A 16,251-nucleotide genomic window follows, 5' to 3' on the forward strand; every position below is an offset into this window, starting at 1 on the left:
ACAGAATTTATATACTTCTTATCTTTAAAAAAGACTGTCATAGCGACAGTCTATTCGATAAATTCAAATTCATAATCCATTATCCGGACGATATCCCCATCTTCAGCACCGCGTTTCCTCAGCGCTTCATCAATTCCCATCCTTCTCATTTGTTGAGCAAATCGTCGAACCGATTCATCTCTAGAAAAGTCCGTCATTTTGAAGAGACGTTCAATTTTCAATCCGGAGATGACAAAGGTTCCATCATCTTCTCTGGAAAGTTCAAATGGCTGCTCTTCACGTTGATGCTTATATAGGACTCTATCATCCTTTTCTTCTTCATCTTCAATCAATGGAAACTCTGGGGTCGTTTCCAGCTTATTCGCAATTTCAAATAACAGATCCCTGACCCCATCTTTTGTAATCGCGGAGATTGGGAAAACTGGGTATTCATCACCGACCTGTTCTTTGAATAGTTCCAAGTTTTCCTGTGCATCCGGCATATCCATTTTGTTTGCAACCACAAGTTGCGGCCGTTCGGTCAACCGTAAATTATATTGCCTTAGCTCTTCATTGATCTTCAAAAAGTCCTCGTAAGGATCTCTACCTTCTATCCCTGACATATCAAGGACATGCACGATGACTCGTGTCCGTTCGATATGCCTTAAAAATTGATGGCCCAAGCCTACTCCTTCATGCGCTCCTTCAATCAGACCTGGCAAATCAGCCATGACAAAGCTCCGGTTATCATCTGTTTCAACAACACCTAGATTTGGGCTCAAAGTTGTAAAATGGTACTCTGCAATCTTGGGTTTAGCTGCTGAAACAACGGATAAGAGCGTGGATTTCCCTACACTAGGAAAGCCTACAAGCCCAACATCTGCAAGCAGCTTCAATTCTAACGTAACTTCTCTTTCTTCACCTGGTTCACCATTTTCAGACAGTTCTGGTGCTGGGTTTTTAGGAGTTGCGAAACGTGTATTCCCGCGTCCACCACGGCCGCCTTTTGCAATAACTGCTTGCTGGCCGTGATCGACGAGATCAGCAATAGCCTTCCCTGTCCTGGCATCCGTCACGACTGTGCCCGGGGGAACTTTAATAATCATATTTTCCGCATTGCGGCCATGCATATTTTTAGACATTCCATTTTCTCCACGGGGAGCTTTGAAGTGACGGTTGTAACGGAAATCCATTAATGTCCTTAACCCTTCTTCCACTTGGAAAATGACATCTCCGCCTTTTCCCCCGTCTCCTCCTGCCGGGCCACCGTCGGGTACATATTTCTCTCTTCGGAAAGCGACCATTCCATTACCGCCATCCCCAGATTTTATAAAAACCGTTACCTGATCGACAAACATGATATTTTCACCTCACCTTTTTATCCTATCTCAAGGATATACAACAGTTCATTTTCCTGACAGTAGCTTTCGACGATTCTGATTGAATTATGTAATGTATTCAGTGAGTCTAACGCCTTCCCATGATCCATATTGATCTTTCCAGCGAAATCATATGCAATTCTTGTCCTGTCATGCACCAACTGGATCGTAATCATCAAATGTGGTTCACCGTCATCCCCCACCAAATTGTCAAGATGCCCGATGAATTCTTTCGTCCAATCATATATGGCGTCATCAAACGTGGATAGGTCCTTTTCTTCACCAATCACTTCGTAATCCATTCGATAGGCATTTTGCTGCCAATTATACGTCAATAAAAATTCAGCCATTTTGGGCATTCGAAGGTTAGAAACCTTCGCTTCGTTTTTCGCCTCTCGGACAACCTTGTCAATTATTTCTTTAGCGCGGTCAGTACGGTCCAGTGCCAAATTCCCTTTTATCAATTGAAGATGGTTCAGCCAATCATGCCGTGCATGACGCAATAGACTTACAGGATCCCAATTTCCCTTCATATCAGCACTCCCAAACAATTAATCGTTTCCCATCTGGTCATTGAAAGTCATGCTGTGACTTTTTGATTTCAGCCCATTCACGCTCCATTTCATCACCATGAAGATCTTTTTCTAATTCCAGTAACGATCAACCATGATGAAAGACGCGTAAAAAAAATATATATTCACACGAAGGAGCTGAAAATCAAATAAACGAACAAGCTTCATGATCAAAACTGTATAAGAAGAAAAAAACTCTAACCAGTCCGGTTAGAGTTTAAGTGTTACGCTTCTTTGGCTACTGGGTAAACACTTACTTGCTTACGGTTACGTCCAAGGCGTTCAAAACGAACGACTCCGTCAACCTTAGCGAATAAAGTGTCATCCCCGCCGCGGCCAACGTTATTACCAGGGTAGATCTTTGTTCCGCGTTGACGGAAAAGAATTGAACCACCTGTAACAGTTTGTCCGTCAGCTCTCTTAGCTCCTAGACGCTTAGAGATTGAGTCACGACCGTTCTTTGTACTACCAACACCCTTTTTGGATGCGAAGTACTGCAAGTTCATTTTAAGCATGAGATGCACCTCCTTAAAACCTAATTAATTTTAATATATTGTCCATAGTCACGTTCGATTGACTTCAATGCTATCAGCATACCTTCAAGTAAAAGCTGTATCTTCTCTGATGTCTGTTTACTTACAGAGGAAGGTGTTTTGAATGTGAAATAGCCGCCGTCCTCCAAGGTCTCCACTTCAGGTTCAACCTCGCAGAGCTCTTCAATGGCATTGACAGCACCGAAGGAAACAGCTGTAACCGCTGCGCAGACGAGATCATGGCCATATGGACCAGATTCCGCATGCCCCGTTATGCTGAACGATACGATTTTACGCTGATCCCGAACTACATTGACATTTAACATGATTAAACGTTGATTTTCTCAATCACAACTTTAGTGTATGGTTGGCGATGTCCTTGTTTACGACGATAGTTCTTTTTAGGCTTGAACTTGTAAACAACCACTTTTTTCGCACGACCTTGCTTATCGACCTTTGCTGTTACAGTCGCTCCGTCTACTAGCGGACTTCCGACTTTAACGTCATTTCCACCTACCATCAATATACGGTCGAATGTAATTGTGTCACCAGCTTCTGCACTCACTTTCTCAATGTAAAGCTCTTGTCCTTCTTGGACACGGAATTGTTTTCCGCCAGTTTCAATAATTGCGTACATTATTTGCACCTCCTGTTTTACTCAGACTCGCCATCGCAGGTGCTTCTGAATCAATATAGCCATCGTATTTCGTTGATGCGCCGTTACTGCGGTCCTCAAATAGAGCTTCCTATTATCTGGTCCTCAACTTTCGCACCTCGAACTACTCGATTCTATTGGTTCAATTTCACATAAATTGAGCGTCGAATTCTGTGCTCAATTTAAGGGTTAAGCTTGAAAACCTGCTTTGTGCGGTTGGAGCATGAGGCTCCAAAGACTAACGAAAAAATCATACCATAAAACAAAAGGTATTGTCAATGCTATTCCATACTTATACGAGATTCAATCTCACCGCATCGACCAATTTGACGGATATGGAACATGGGATATTCAACATCCTTTTTTTCAGTTATATACAGTTTAGCAGATACCAGGCTCGAGAGTCTATCCTCCCTGTTTTCTCCTGGATCTGTTATAAAAAGCAGCAATGGATTCGTCGCTTCGATCCAAATGCCTTCCTCATCTGTATTCCGATGTTCGAATAATGTCCGTTCAAATGCATAATAGACCGATTCCACCGACAGCTGTCTATGACTTGCTTTACAGAGAAGACATTTTTCTGTCATTAATGCAGAGAGGCTGTCTTTTACCTTCTGTCGGGTGAGTTCCAATAATCCGAGTGCTGTAAATCCATGTACTCTCGTTCGAATTGGATCTTGATTAAGCCGATCTTCAAGAAGTTGGAGGACTTTCTTTTGTTGATCTTGATTGTCCATCCGGATGAAATCGATGACGATCATACCGCTTATATTGCGAAGCCGCAACTGTTTCGCGGCCTCGTCTGCAGCGTATAGATTCGTCTCTAAAATCGATTGGCTACGATCTTGTTTACCAATATACTTTCCAGTGTTCACATCAATTACCGTTAAAGCTTCAGTCGGATCGATATTGATATACCCGCCATTCTTCAGCCAAACAACTGACTGCAGAGCTTTATGTATCGACTGCTCGATATCATAATGGGAGAAAATATTCTCGAATCTTTTATATAGCTGGGTCTGCTTAGAGAATTCCGGATAATTTTGTTTAAAGGATTGGTAATAGGTGAAATCATCAAAAATATATGCTGCTTGCTCATTAGATGTATGTGCCAAAGCGCGCTCAATCAGCGTGTTCCCTTCAAACAAGAGCGAAACCCGCTTCATGTTTCGCGCTTTTCCAGATAATGAGGTCCATTGCTCCCTGAGTCTCGATACTTCTTGCTCTAGGATGTCAACAGATGTTTCTGTACTTGATGTCCGCATAATCAACCCTTCTTGACCGGTTATAAGACTAGTCCCAACGTCTTTCATACGAATTGTTTCCTCATCTGAGAGCTTTTTAGAAACCGCTGTATAGTTCCCGAACGGCAAATAAACAAGGTTTTCCCCGGGCAGTGTGATGTTTTCTGTAAGGAGAGGTCCCTTGCTTTTTGAAGCTTCCTTTTTAACTTGTACTATGATCCATTGGCCTTCATGAATCTTTTCAGATATAGAGTCCGTTTTCTTTCCTTTATTTTTATCAACCAGATCAGTGTCATGGATGAAACCATTTTGCTCAAAACCAACATCCACAAAGGCAGCTTGTATACCAGGCAAAACTTTTGCAATACGGCCTAAATAAATATTTCCTGCTTTTGGATAGGCATTGGGTCGTTCAATCATCACTTCGATCAATTTTCCATCTTTGACAATCGCAGCTCTCTTTTCAGATGTCGTTACATTAAATAAAATCTGCATCAATATGCTTCCTCACTTCTAAAAGTCAACGTTTACTTGAAATATGAATCTGTTTATATTTTAACGAAAAAGATCTTCGATTGCACATGTGCCAGCACTCTGCTTGAAATAAGCAGTCAATATATCTTTTTCTTTGCACATGTAAGGAGAAGCAGATTTTATTAATATATCATGACTGCAGCCTTTATAGAATCCTGACAGCACATTCTCTACAGTTGTCGTCGGCTGCACAGTAAGGATCTTGGATCGCATCGTTTTTTCCTTTCCAGTCATCCGTTCAAGCAAAAAGCGTATATATACATACGGCTGGTGTTTCCATTCAAAATAGTGGGCATAAAGCAAGAAGGATAAAATGATGATCAAGTTCAAGTGGACGGTAAACCAAATAAATGACACCACTGCAAAAATAAGAAGAAATCCGAAAGAGAGCATCAACATGGATTCCTTTGCTTTTTTATAAGGGAAAAACAATGTAAGCAATAGAAACAGGAGTTTCCCACCGTCCAGCGGCCAGATCGGAAGAAGGTTGAACAAAAATATCATCCAATTCATTTCTATGAGAAGTTCAAGCAATTGAGGATCCCCAATGCCAGCAGAGAGACAGGTCATACCACCTGCAATCATCCATATATGCTGGAGAGGTCCGGCTGCTGTTACAATGATCTCCTCATGATAAGGACGATTTCCGTATTCATCCATTTCTGCTACTCCGCCAAAGGGGAGCAATTCGACTTTAACCAATCGCCACTTAAAAAAGCTTGCAGCTAAAGCATGACCGAGCTCGTGAATAAGAATTACGAGAAATAAGATAAGGAATTCACGAAAATGACCGGTGATGACGCCAATCAAAGCAATCAGCCAAAGAAGCGGGTTTATTCGAATTAATTTGAGTACCGATAACATTACTCAGATGACAGTACTTTCAAAGGATCTACAAACCCGCCGTCATCTTTGATTGCAAAATAGAACATCCCCGCTTCTGAACCTTCTTCTCTTGTCACTTTACCAATATTCGTACCCAAATCGATGTAATTATAAAGTTTGATGCTATCGGCAATTTTATCTAACTTTCCATACCACGATTCACTTCCGTCAAAATGTTGGACAACAACAGTTTTACCTAATTCATCTTTTTCACCTACAAAAATGACAAAGCCCTCTTTAATGGCCGAGACATCGGTTTGGTTCCCTGTCTCCAACAAAATGCCTTGTCCGTTGTCTTCAAAGGATTGAAGGACTTTCGTGTTTGCAGGTAATGCGTAACTTTGCATCTTCTTACTCGTGCCGGCAACATTTTTATCTTTGTTTTCAGTGGGAAACAAGGCGATCGGCTGACCGAACCGATCTTCGTACCAACTTGCAATGGAGGCAAATTGAAATTCCTGTTCAAATGAATTATGGACAAAAGTACGCACAGGATTAAGGTTTTCGGATGGGTTCCTAAATACAATTCCTACAATCAAAAATAAACAAACGGCTGCCATTACTCGAAAAAGGAACCCTTGAGATGAAAATAAAGGGTGTCCCCCATTATTTGGACCTTTGTCATAGTTTGGGTAGGAATGATTGGTACCAGGCTTTTGGCTTTTTATATGATTGTGATACTTTTTCCGTATCTCATCTGCTCTGCTTTTCATAAACACCCATCCTCTACATCAAGTTTGTACATGTTTATGACTTGTCCGGAGTGTTTATGACAGGTTAAGAAGACGATATCGTTCAGGACCGGATAAAATGCCACTTCAACGATGAAGCCAGAATAAACCGGGATACGTTAGTTCATTTTTCATCATCATTATTCCGTATGTGAATTACTGGTAGTGCCAAGGATTGCGGAATCAATATGTTTAACTGTTTATCTTTCAACCTTCCATGACCCAAATACAAAAGCCGGATCATCAGGATATCCTGCAGGATCCGGCTTAGGTTTATGTTCTCATTCCAAAGAATTGCTTCACTTTTTTCAATAGTCCTTTATCTTCCTCTAAAGACATTAATGGAACGGATTCACCAAGAATCCTGCGCGCAATGTTCCGGTATGCCTGTGAGGCTTTCGTATCCGGATTTAGTGCAATCGGTTCTCCTCGGTTTGAGGCACGAATCACAAGTTCATCATCCGTTACGATTCCCAATAGTTCCACTGCTAAAATCGATACGATTTCCTCGACATCCAAGGAGTCCCCATTTTCCATCATATGTGCCTTCAATCGGTTAATGATCAACTTAGGAGCTTCGATATCCTCTTGTTCCAACAGACCGATAATTCGATCGGCATCCCGGACCGAAGAGGTTTCAGGATTCGTCACGACAATTGATTTATCGGCTCCTGCAATTGCATTCTTGAATCCTTGTTCAATACCTGCAGGGCAATCGATGATGACGTAATCATAATCCTGTTTTAGTTCTGTGACCATTTTCTTCATTTGCTCAGGTTTAACGGCACTTTTATCCTTTGTTTGAGCTGCCGGCAACAGATATAGACACTCAAATCTCTTATCTTTTATCAAAGCTTGATGCAGCTTGCAACGGTTATGAGCAACATCTACCAAATCATAGATGATACGGTTTTCAAGCCCCATGATCACATCCAGGTTTCGAAGGCCGATGTCAGTATCGATCAAACAAACCTTCTTTCCAAGAAGTGCAAGTGATGTCCCAATGTTGGCTGTGGTTGTGGTTTTTCCAACTCCGCCTTTTCCAGATGTAATAACGATAGCTTCACCCACAAAACATTCCCCTTTCCCTACAATCGGTTTAAACCCGGTCTCATCTGGTGTAAGATGTGCAAACGATCGAATTTGATCGTATTGTCCTCTTCATCTAAATAGGCACACTCACCAGAATACGCTTGATCATTTTCTTCCTCATTTATAAATTGGTCTGCTATACGAACTAAGGTTGGATTCAATACAGAAGCTGTAATAACGGCTGATTTACGTCCTTCACAGCCAGCATGTACATTTCCTTTCAGAGTTCCCATCACAAATATATTTCCGGTAGCTGCGACGGTCCCTCCAGGATTCACGTCGCCTACCAATAGTAAGTCGCCCTGGACCTTCAATATCTGACCAGACCGTATCATCCGGCATACAGAAGTGATTTCATTCTCTTTTTTCATGAACTCTGCTTCTTCACGCGTAATAACATCTGATTCGACCATATCGACGATCAGATTCTTCTTCTGATAAATGATATTTCTCAAGATCTCTTCTTGAGGTTTATTCAAATATCGCTTACCCACTTTCACTTTTACGGTGATTTTCGGGCTCTCTGAAGAATCCTCGGTCCCTGGATGGATCAGCTTCGTTTCAAGCTCTTCAAGAAGCTGATCAAATGAGCAGGTATCATCAAGATGAAGGATGAGTCCTTCTTTCGTCCCCTTTATGGTTACGTAATGCGTATTTGATTTTTTTTGTCTTTGTTTCTGTGCCATTACCCTGTTCACCTCAACATACACAAATTCGACAATGTCAAATGGGATTCCTTTTTTCCACTCTATTTTTCTTGAAGTTCCATGGCTATATCGAGCAGCCATTTCCGGAGTGGGTAATAGACCAAAACGACGAATACGCCATTTAAAATCAAGGTTGGAAGATAACGCTGATAGATGAAGGTTTCCAACATAACCTTCGATACACCAATTAAGCTATATAATCCATAAACCAAGAATTCAAACGCAGAAAGGCCTATAAGCATGATGAACAATGTCACAAATATGTTTCTATGAAAATACCTGGCTATGAAAGCTGTCACATATGCTGTCAAACCCATGGAAAACATGTATACGCCAATCAAATCAGTGAAGATCACATCGTATAACAATCCGAAAGCAATCCCGTAAACAACACCCCGGATCGGTGAAATATACATGGCGATAAAGCAAACCATGACCACAACGAAACGAGGTATTAGAATTGTCTCATTTTCCATATGTTGCGGGGTGAACACTTGCATGACCGTACTTTCACTTATAAAAACAAGGTATGTAACAAAAGGAAGAAGAAATCGGATCATGGCATTTCTTCCTCCTCTATTTGATCGGAATCATCAAGTTCGATATCCACTTCTTCCATCTTCCGCTTGACCACCATCACATGATCGATATCATAAAGATCTGCAGCAGGCTCTATGTAAGCAGTTTGCGTAGGTTCAACCTTATCAGGTATTATTTCGACGATTTTACCGATCTCCAAGCCTTTTGGAAAGATGCCGCCCATACCGGATGTCGTGACCGTTTGGCCTTCCTTCAATTCCCTGTCGATCGGAATCATTTTCATCAACAATACTTTCTTTTTCTCATCGAATCCTTGGATCAGGCCATGGACTCGGCCTTTATCAGTGTTGACCACAGCTGAAATACGGCTGTTCGGGTCATGACTGCTAACGAGCTCGACACTTGAATGGAAGGCTGATACCTTATCGATCTTTCCAATCAACCCTTTGGAGGAAATCACAGGCATATTCGGTTCAATTCCAGCCTGCTTCCCTTTATTGATTTTGACGGATTGGTACCATCTCTCTGGGGACCTTCCGACGATGGTTGCTTGCCAAACTGTATAATCTGTCAGGCTTTCCTCTTTCTCTAGCGTATCTCTTAACGTCTCATTTTCTTTTTTTAAATCTTTCACACGACTTGCGAGTTTATCATATTCATTCAACTGTAATTTCAGGACTCTGTTTTGTTCATAGATTTCTTTCATCTCTACTACATTCCCAAAGAAACCCGCTACAAAGTGTGCGGGTTTATAAAAGACAGATTGAGTCCATCCAACGGTATCATGCAAAAATTGTTCGGGCCATGAAATGTTTTCCCTTTCTTTCATTGAAAATCCGATCATAGCCACCAGGACAATCATACTTACAAGTAAAATAATCAATCGTTTATTAGAGAAAAACTGCGGCACGGCTTACACCTCTTACGATTTTAATTTAGATCGGCCGCCGCCAAATCCTGGTTTACTGCTGATTTGTTGATAGTTTTCGATTGCACGACCAGTGCCAATCGCAACACAGTCCAATGCGTTCTCAGCAACGATGACAGGCATTTTAGTTTCTTCGCTGATGACACGGTCAAGGTTACGAAGAAGCGCACCACCGCCAGTCAACACAATACCACGATCCATGATATCAGCTGCAAGCTCAGGTGGAGTCTTTTCTAGTGCGAGTTTGACTGCATCCATAATCGTATCGACTGTATCCTTCAACGCCCCAGCAATTTCTTCCCCAGAAATCGTAATCGTTTTCGGTAATCCTGTGAGGAGATCTCGCCCACGGATGTCCATTTCTTCTGCACCGTCTGATACATCTGCAGAGCCGATGTCGAGCTTGATGGTTTCTGCTGTACGTTCACCGATGATGACATTATATGTCTTCTTGATGTATTGGATGATGGCATCATCCATTTCGTCACCAGCAACACGAATCGACTGCTTTTCAACGATCCCGCCAAGGGAGATGATCGCGACTTCTGTTGTTCCTCCACCGATATCTACCACCATACTTCCAGTAGGCTCCCAAACTGGCAGATCGGCACCGATAGCAGCTGCAAGAGGTTCTTCAATCGTTTCGACCTCGCGAGCTCCTGCTTGCTTTGTCGCTTCTTTCACTGCACGCTCTTCCACATGTGTGATTCCGGATGGTACACAAACCATGACAAATGGCTTCCTCGAAAAGACCGAACGATTCTTCTGAGCCTGTTGAATATAGTACTTCATCATCGTGGCAGTCGTGTCATAATCTGCAATGACTCCGTCTTTCATCGGACGTCGAGCAACGATGTTTCCAGGTGTACGTCCTATCATATTCTTTGCAGCATTACCGACGGCTTCAATATCCCCGCTTTTCGTATTGATTGCGACTACGGAAGGTTCACGTACAACTACACCCTTCCCTTTCACATATACAAGTGTATTTGCTGTACCTAAATCAATTCCCATATCTCTTGAAAATCCACCAAACATTTATGTAAATCTCCCTTCATAACTAGCAAAACTCATAACTTTGATTATACTCCAAACAGTAAAGCTTGAACAGTCTAAACGTAGCCTTTTTCTTTAAGACTTACGAATTTTTGATCACCGATGATTATATGGTCCAACAAATCGATTCCGATGATTTTTCCGCACTCTGCCAATCGCTGAGTCACTTCAATATCTTCACGACTCGGATTCGGATCACCACTCGGATGATTATGGAAACAGATGATTGAAGCCGCTGAACGGCGCATCGCTTCTTTATATACCTCTCTCGGGTGTACGATCGATGCATTCAAACTTCCGATAAAAACCGTCTGTTTATGCAACACTTGATTTTTCGTGTTCAAATAGATACATACGAAATGCTCTTGTGACAAGAAACGCATTTCATCCATTACATACTTGGCTCCATCATCAGGTGAACGAATGATATATCGCTCATCAATCTGAAGCCTGTTTACTCGTTTTCCAAGTTCAAGAGACGCCAGAATTTCAACTGCTTTTGCATTCCCTATGCCTCTGACAGCAATAAGTTCATCGATCGTGGCGTCCTTCAAAAGGTTTAATCCTTCAAACTGCTGGATCAATCTATGTGAGAGTTGAAGAACAGATTCTTCTTTTGTTCCTGAACGTAATATGATTGCAAGCAGTTCTTGGTTAGAGAGGACGCTGGCACCTTCTTTCAGCATACGCTCTCTTGGCCTTTCGCTCAATGGAAAATCACGGATTGTAAGGGGTTTGATTCCCAAATATACATCCTCCTTAGGATTTATTCCGTGACTGACTAAGATCATTGGTTATTCCGAATTTTTTCAATTCACGCACTGTCCGTGCTAATGGCAAACCGACTACATTAAAAAAATCCCCCTTGATTTCTTTCACCAAGGTTGAACCATAGCCTTGAATCCCATATGCTCCTGCCTTATCCGAGCTTTCTCCAGTACTCACGTATTCTTCTATTTCCTCCGAAGTAAGATTCCAAAACTTCACTTCAGTTATTCCATGAAAAATTATCTCTTTTTCTTCAGAAATAATAGCAGTTCCTGTGAATACATGATGGGTTTGCCCCGATAACTCCGCCAGCATGTCGAAAGCTTCTTTGTCGTTTTCGGGCTTCCCTAGAATCTGATTATTGAACACAACAACAGTATCCGCCCCTAATACAACATGAGACGGGTTCTTCCTGTAGATGTCTTGAGCTTTATGTAGAGCCAATAGTTCGACAAATTGCGCCGGAGTGAAGTCACCAGTTATGTTTTCGGATACAGAACTTTTTTGGACAGTAAAAGATAGGTGGGCAATTTCGAGTAATTCTTTACGTCGAGGTGAGCCTGAGGCTAAAATGAGGCTTTTCATGCAATCACCCTTTACGTCTTAGAGTAGAGGTTATGATTGTCATTTCACTACTATTGAAGGGATTATTTACAGAATATCAAATCTCTTCCAGTTAGACAACCAAAATTAGTCATTACCCTCCTTTTTTATAATTCGTAAAGGAGGGCCGCTTTATGACTATATTTTTGTCGAATCATAAAAGAATTTTGGAGGTTATCGACTGTAAATGTCGTGGGAGATTAGTCAAAGCTTTTAATCAAGGACTTATAGTGGATGACTGCATCCAGTTTTGCCTGCTGGAGGTCCCATTTGTTGTTGGTATTTTCGGATATTGTGTTCAGGGCATTGATAAACGCCACTGATTTTTGCTGTTGTCCAGTTGAAAGGACAGAGATCGAGTCCAACGATTCATCCTTCCACTTCAATAATTCTGGTTGCAAATTATTGATTTCAGACGCCTCTGCAATCAATAGTTTCTCAAAAAGTTCTTTTCCCCCTTTGAGCCATTGAAGTTTATTCTCACCTGTAACTGAAATAACGTCCCTTGAAATGGTCCATTCTTTTGCATAGGCATCTTCAACGATTGCCTGATAATCAGAAGCAAGACTTTTCACAATATCCATTGACCCACCGACTCCGATCAAGACTCGGTTATCTTCTGGGTCCATAGCGGCTGCAAAGCCACTTGCTTTTATTTTCTCAACAAACTCTTTACCATTTTCACTTGTAGAAAACACCCCCCCTTGAACTATATAAGTAGAGACATTGACATCCATGGCAGCAGTCCCGGCTGGAGTCTCGGATGATCCTGTAGCGATACCAGAATCATCCTGTTCTACCATAGCTGGTTGAGTTTGGGATTGTGACTGGAACTCTTCTCCCGTGAAAATCATCAAAACGATCAATCCGATCATACATCCGATGATGACCGCGCCTCCAATAGGGAATAGCATGCGTCTCGGAAATTGGAAAGGTACTTTTGGAGTCGGAAGCTGTCCTTTGAAAGACATGTGCTGTTTCTTTCTATGGATCGGCAGACCTGGTTTACGGTCATAAGATATCGGCTCGTAATCTTCCAATTGCTTTTCACTGCGGCTTTGATGAAAAAAATAGGCATTCGATGATTGTATATCTTTTGGGAGAACCCATTCAAAGGGAGTATCAATGGATTCTCGATCAATTGCTGCTGCTATTTCCTGCTCTTGCTTTATCTCGGTCACAGGCCTGTCCTTCCCGTTCACTTTGATCGATATTTTGTTCGGATCATTCTGCATCCCTATCAACTCCTTCTATGCTCAATGTCATTCTATGTACAAGAGTCCCCTGTTAGAACTCGGATGGTAGAGTAGTAGGGTGAGCATAACATATCGGAATTAAAAAAGAACAAGACCTCTGTCGTCTTGTCCTTAAAAGCGTTCGAGTTTTTTTGACAGCCTCTCATATTGAAATGCACGTTTAATCGTCAATTTCCTTTCAATTTAAGTACCATCGTAAAATTGGATCACCCCAAAACAAAGTTATGATTGAAGCAAGTACAATGAAGGGGCCAAACGGGACATGTTGTTTACGTTTGACCTTTTTCATCATGAAAAGGGCGATTCCTATAACGGATCCAGACAGGGATGCTAAAAATAAAACAAGCAAAATTCCTTTGACACCGAACATCATGCCCAAAAGCGCAAATAATTTAATATCACCGCCCCCCATTCCGCCTTTACTAATTATTGCAATAAAAAATAACAGGAGGAATCCTAAGATACTTCCTAACCACGCATCCACCCAAGGGTCTGTCGGTAACCATAACCTGTAGAAAATAATAAATGGCGCGAAAAATAGTAGCACTTTATCCGGAATCAACATATAGGAAAGATCACTAACGAAGGTAATCATTAAAAGAGAAACTAAAATGAGACTACCGAAAAGCATCGAAGACCATCCAAATTGGTAGTAACTATAGGCAAATAGCAATCCAGTCGACAATTCAGTTATAGGATAAATACGACAGATTCGGTTCTGGCAATGACGGCATCTTCCATTTGTTAAGATATAAGATAAAACTGGAATAAGGTCGATCAGTTCTAATGTTCTCTTACAGGAGGCACAATGTGATCCTGGATGTACAACTGATTGCTTTTTCGGAACTCTTAATCCAACAACGTTAAAAAACGATCCCATCACCAATCCTAAAATAAAAAACAACATGTACATTCTATCTACTCCATAGTTAACAATTAGCCTCTCCGTTGGAAAGGATGTTTTAATTATTCAACACTTTTTCTAGCCGCTATAGCTTGCAACTTTATTGCGGCCTTGCTGTTTTGCACCTGTATACATCGCTCTGTCAGCATTTCTGATCAATGTCAATGGATCCTCACCTTGTAACGGTGCAGTTGAGACACCAATGCTGACTGTTAGGCGGATCCGTTTAATACGCATGTCTCCAAGGTCATTTTTAATGGTGAATGGTGTAATTGAAATGTCTTCCCTGATGGCCTCTGCAAAGTCCAGGCTCTCTTCATGATCCATATTCGGGAGGACGATGACAAATTCTTCACCCCCATATCTGGCAACAGTTCCATATTTACCTATGATTTCCACGAGCCTGTCCGCCACCTGGCATAACACGATGTTTCCTGACTGGTGGCCATACGTATCATTGACTCGTTTGAAATGATCAATATCAAGCAAGATGAGTGAAAAAGGTTCATGTGACTTTTCATAATTCACATACATCTCCGATAGCATATCTTCAAAATACCGGTAATTGTAAAGGTTTGTCAGATGACACCGCTCACTTTTATTTTTTGTTGCCTCATAATTCTTTGCCTTGTCGATCGCGACAGCAAGATAATTTGATAATATTTCTAGTATCATAACATGAGCTTTGTCATAAGCTTTCTTTTGATTCGAAGCAAATGTGATGACACCTACGACTTCATGATTCCGGATCATAGGTACGGACAGTACTGATTGCGATATCATAGGAAGATGGCCTTTTGAATATTTCCGCCATTGGTGCCGGGCAGTAAAACGAAGACTGTGACCGCTCTCCCATACCTTTCCACTGATTCCTTCACCTTTGAACAAGTAAGGAAGATTTACATTTTGTGCTTTCTTTGACTCATATTTACGGATGACCCTAAGCTGTGTTGTATCCTTGATATCCAAAATGTAAGCATGATCCACCTTCAACATTCTTGTAATCCGGTTCAAATAGATATCTAGTATTTCATCCACTTTTAAGCTTTCCGTCAATTCTTGACCGATTTTACTAGTAAACTTCAGCAGGTGATTGATTTTTTGGCTGGAATGATACATATTCATGAATAATGAGATGACCACAAACGGGATACCGACAAATAGAATTGCAGTTGTACCAAGCTGGGAATAAAGAATATAGAAGGTGATTCCCACAGGAAGGATGAAAGATTCCAGGAACATCTCCCAAAGGAAATCCTTATCAAACAATGAACTCGATTCTTGGTATATGTATCTTCGTAGTAAATAAAGAATGATATGATTCGTAAGGATGGCAGTAAGGGAGTACCCGATAACCGGCAAAATTTTCGGGTACTCATTCATAGCCAATCCGCCGACCTCACCACCAAGCAAGTAATAAACCAATGCAGCAGAAGCAGAGACGATCATGAACATGATAGAACTTGAACCAATCCGGTATAAAGGGTATTTTAGACGGATCATCGAAGCCACGATCGTAACCTGTACGAGGACCAATTCAACTAATAGCCCGAAATGCAGGAATACGGCGAGGGAAATTCCTTGGATCAACGATATGTTTGTCCCTTTCACGTGGATCGGAAACAAAGCCACGACCACCATCATGATTAACATGCCGATAATATCCAACCAATAACCTTCCAGCGAAGGAACCGAGGATGAAAAAAATGCCCAAAGGACCATGACCCAAGCTAACGTACAGACTATGATGAGTATTTGTTTTGCACCTTTCGCCATGTTCATCCCCCTTCGCCTTTATGCCTAACATCCACTTAAGTCTAACGTCCTAGTTAACCTTAATCATATTTTATCAAATGTTCTTTGGAATTGTAATTAAAATATTCTA

Annotated in this window: 18 protein-coding genes; all 18 read right to left on the minus strand. The window is 41.4% G+C overall.

The window, feature by feature from the left end; all coding sequences use genetic code 11:
* Positions 1 to 50 precede the first annotated feature (50 nt).
* On the minus strand, positions 51 to 1,337 hold the full coding sequence (obgE, locus tag L1611_RS02735; RefSeq protein WP_236311531.1) for a GTPase ObgE: 1,287 nt from the start codon (positions 1,335 to 1,337) through the stop codon (positions 51 to 53).
* 20 nt (positions 1,338 to 1,357) lie between these two features.
* On the minus strand, positions 1,358 to 1,891 hold the full coding sequence (locus tag L1611_RS02740; RefSeq protein WP_236311532.1) for a Spo0B C-terminal domain-containing protein: 534 nt from the start codon (positions 1,889 to 1,891) through the stop codon (positions 1,358 to 1,360).
* 263 nt (positions 1,892 to 2,154) lie between these two features.
* A complete protein-coding gene (gene rpmA / locus L1611_RS02745) occupies positions 2,155 to 2,445 on the minus strand; it encodes a 50S ribosomal protein L27 (protein WP_236311533.1) in 291 nt (96 codons plus the stop codon).
* A gap of 20 nt (positions 2,446 to 2,465) precedes the next feature.
* Positions 2,466 to 2,789 (minus strand): ribosomal-processing cysteine protease Prp, encoded by a 324-nt coding sequence (locus tag L1611_RS02750; protein ID WP_236311534.1) that lies wholly within the window; start codon positions 2,787 to 2,789, stop codon positions 2,466 to 2,468.
* 2 nt (positions 2,790 to 2,791) lie between these two features.
* Positions 2,792 to 3,100 (minus strand): 50S ribosomal protein L21, encoded by a 309-nt coding sequence (gene rplU, locus L1611_RS02755; RefSeq protein ID WP_236311536.1) that lies wholly within the window; start codon positions 3,098 to 3,100, stop codon positions 2,792 to 2,794.
* 299 nt (positions 3,101 to 3,399) lie between these two features.
* Positions 3,400 to 4,857 (minus strand): Rne/Rng family ribonuclease, encoded by a 1,458-nt coding sequence (locus L1611_RS02760; protein ID WP_236311538.1) that lies wholly within the window; start codon positions 4,855 to 4,857, stop codon positions 3,400 to 3,402.
* A 60-nt stretch (positions 4,858 to 4,917) separates the two neighbouring features.
* On the minus strand, positions 4,918 to 5,706 hold the full coding sequence (locus L1611_RS02765) for a M50 family metallopeptidase (protein WP_236311541.1): 789 nt from the start codon (positions 5,704 to 5,706) through the stop codon (positions 4,918 to 4,920).
* Between the two features lie 53 nt (positions 5,707 to 5,759).
* Positions 5,760 to 6,494, minus strand: a complete 735-nt coding sequence (locus L1611_RS02770; RefSeq protein ID WP_236311542.1) for a peptidoglycan DD-metalloendopeptidase family protein — start codon at positions 6,492 to 6,494, stop codon at positions 5,760 to 5,762.
* Positions 6,495 to 6,785: 291 nt separating this feature from the next.
* Positions 6,786 to 7,583 (minus strand): septum site-determining protein MinD, encoded by a 798-nt coding sequence (gene minD / locus L1611_RS02775; RefSeq protein ID WP_236311543.1) that lies wholly within the window; start codon positions 7,581 to 7,583, stop codon positions 6,786 to 6,788.
* Positions 7,584 to 7,600: 17 nt separating this feature from the next.
* The gene (gene minC, locus L1611_RS02780) at positions 7,601 to 8,290 is read right to left on the minus strand and encodes a septum site-determining protein MinC (protein ID WP_236311544.1); all 690 of its coding nucleotides are present in this window, start codon (positions 8,288 to 8,290) and stop codon (positions 7,601 to 7,603) included.
* 62 nt (positions 8,291 to 8,352) lie between these two features.
* Entirely contained in the window at positions 8,353 to 8,871 is a 519-nt protein-coding gene (gene mreD, locus L1611_RS02785) for a rod shape-determining protein MreD (protein ID WP_236311545.1), read from the minus strand.
* Entirely contained in the window at positions 8,868 to 9,761 is an 894-nt protein-coding gene (mreC, locus tag L1611_RS02790; protein ID WP_236311546.1) for a rod shape-determining protein MreC, read from the minus strand. The genes mreD and mreC overlap by 4 nt, the downstream gene beginning before the upstream one ends.
* A gap of 12 nt (positions 9,762 to 9,773) precedes the next feature.
* Positions 9,774 to 10,817 (minus strand): rod shape-determining protein, encoded by a 1,044-nt coding sequence (locus L1611_RS02795; protein WP_236311547.1) that lies wholly within the window; start codon positions 10,815 to 10,817, stop codon positions 9,774 to 9,776.
* 74 nt (positions 10,818 to 10,891) lie between these two features.
* The gene (gene radC, locus L1611_RS02800) at positions 10,892 to 11,581 is read right to left on the minus strand and encodes a RadC family protein (RefSeq protein WP_265738332.1); all 690 of its coding nucleotides are present in this window, start codon (positions 11,579 to 11,581) and stop codon (positions 10,892 to 10,894) included.
* Between the two features lie 13 nt (positions 11,582 to 11,594).
* A complete protein-coding gene (locus L1611_RS02805) occupies positions 11,595 to 12,188 on the minus strand; it encodes a Maf family protein (RefSeq protein ID WP_236311549.1) in 594 nt (197 codons plus the stop codon).
* Positions 12,189 to 12,406: 218 nt separating this feature from the next.
* Positions 12,407 to 13,441: a hypothetical protein gene (locus L1611_RS02810; RefSeq protein WP_236311550.1), complete on the minus strand. Its 1,035-nt coding sequence runs from the start codon at positions 13,439 to 13,441 to the stop codon at positions 12,407 to 12,409.
* Between the two features lie 199 nt (positions 13,442 to 13,640).
* Positions 13,641 to 14,375: a prepilin peptidase gene (locus L1611_RS02815; RefSeq protein ID WP_236311551.1), complete on the minus strand. Its 735-nt coding sequence runs from the start codon at positions 14,373 to 14,375 to the stop codon at positions 13,641 to 13,643.
* 69 nt (positions 14,376 to 14,444) lie between these two features.
* On the minus strand, positions 14,445 to 16,142 hold the full coding sequence (locus tag L1611_RS02820; protein ID WP_236311552.1) for a diguanylate cyclase: 1,698 nt from the start codon (positions 16,140 to 16,142) through the stop codon (positions 14,445 to 14,447).
* Between the last annotated feature and the right edge of the window lie 109 nt (positions 16,143 to 16,251).

It is taken from the genome of Pseudalkalibacillus salsuginis (assembly GCF_021646685.1).
Classification (GTDB): Bacteria; Bacillota; Bacilli; order Bacillales; family Fictibacillaceae; genus Pseudalkalibacillus; species Pseudalkalibacillus salsuginis.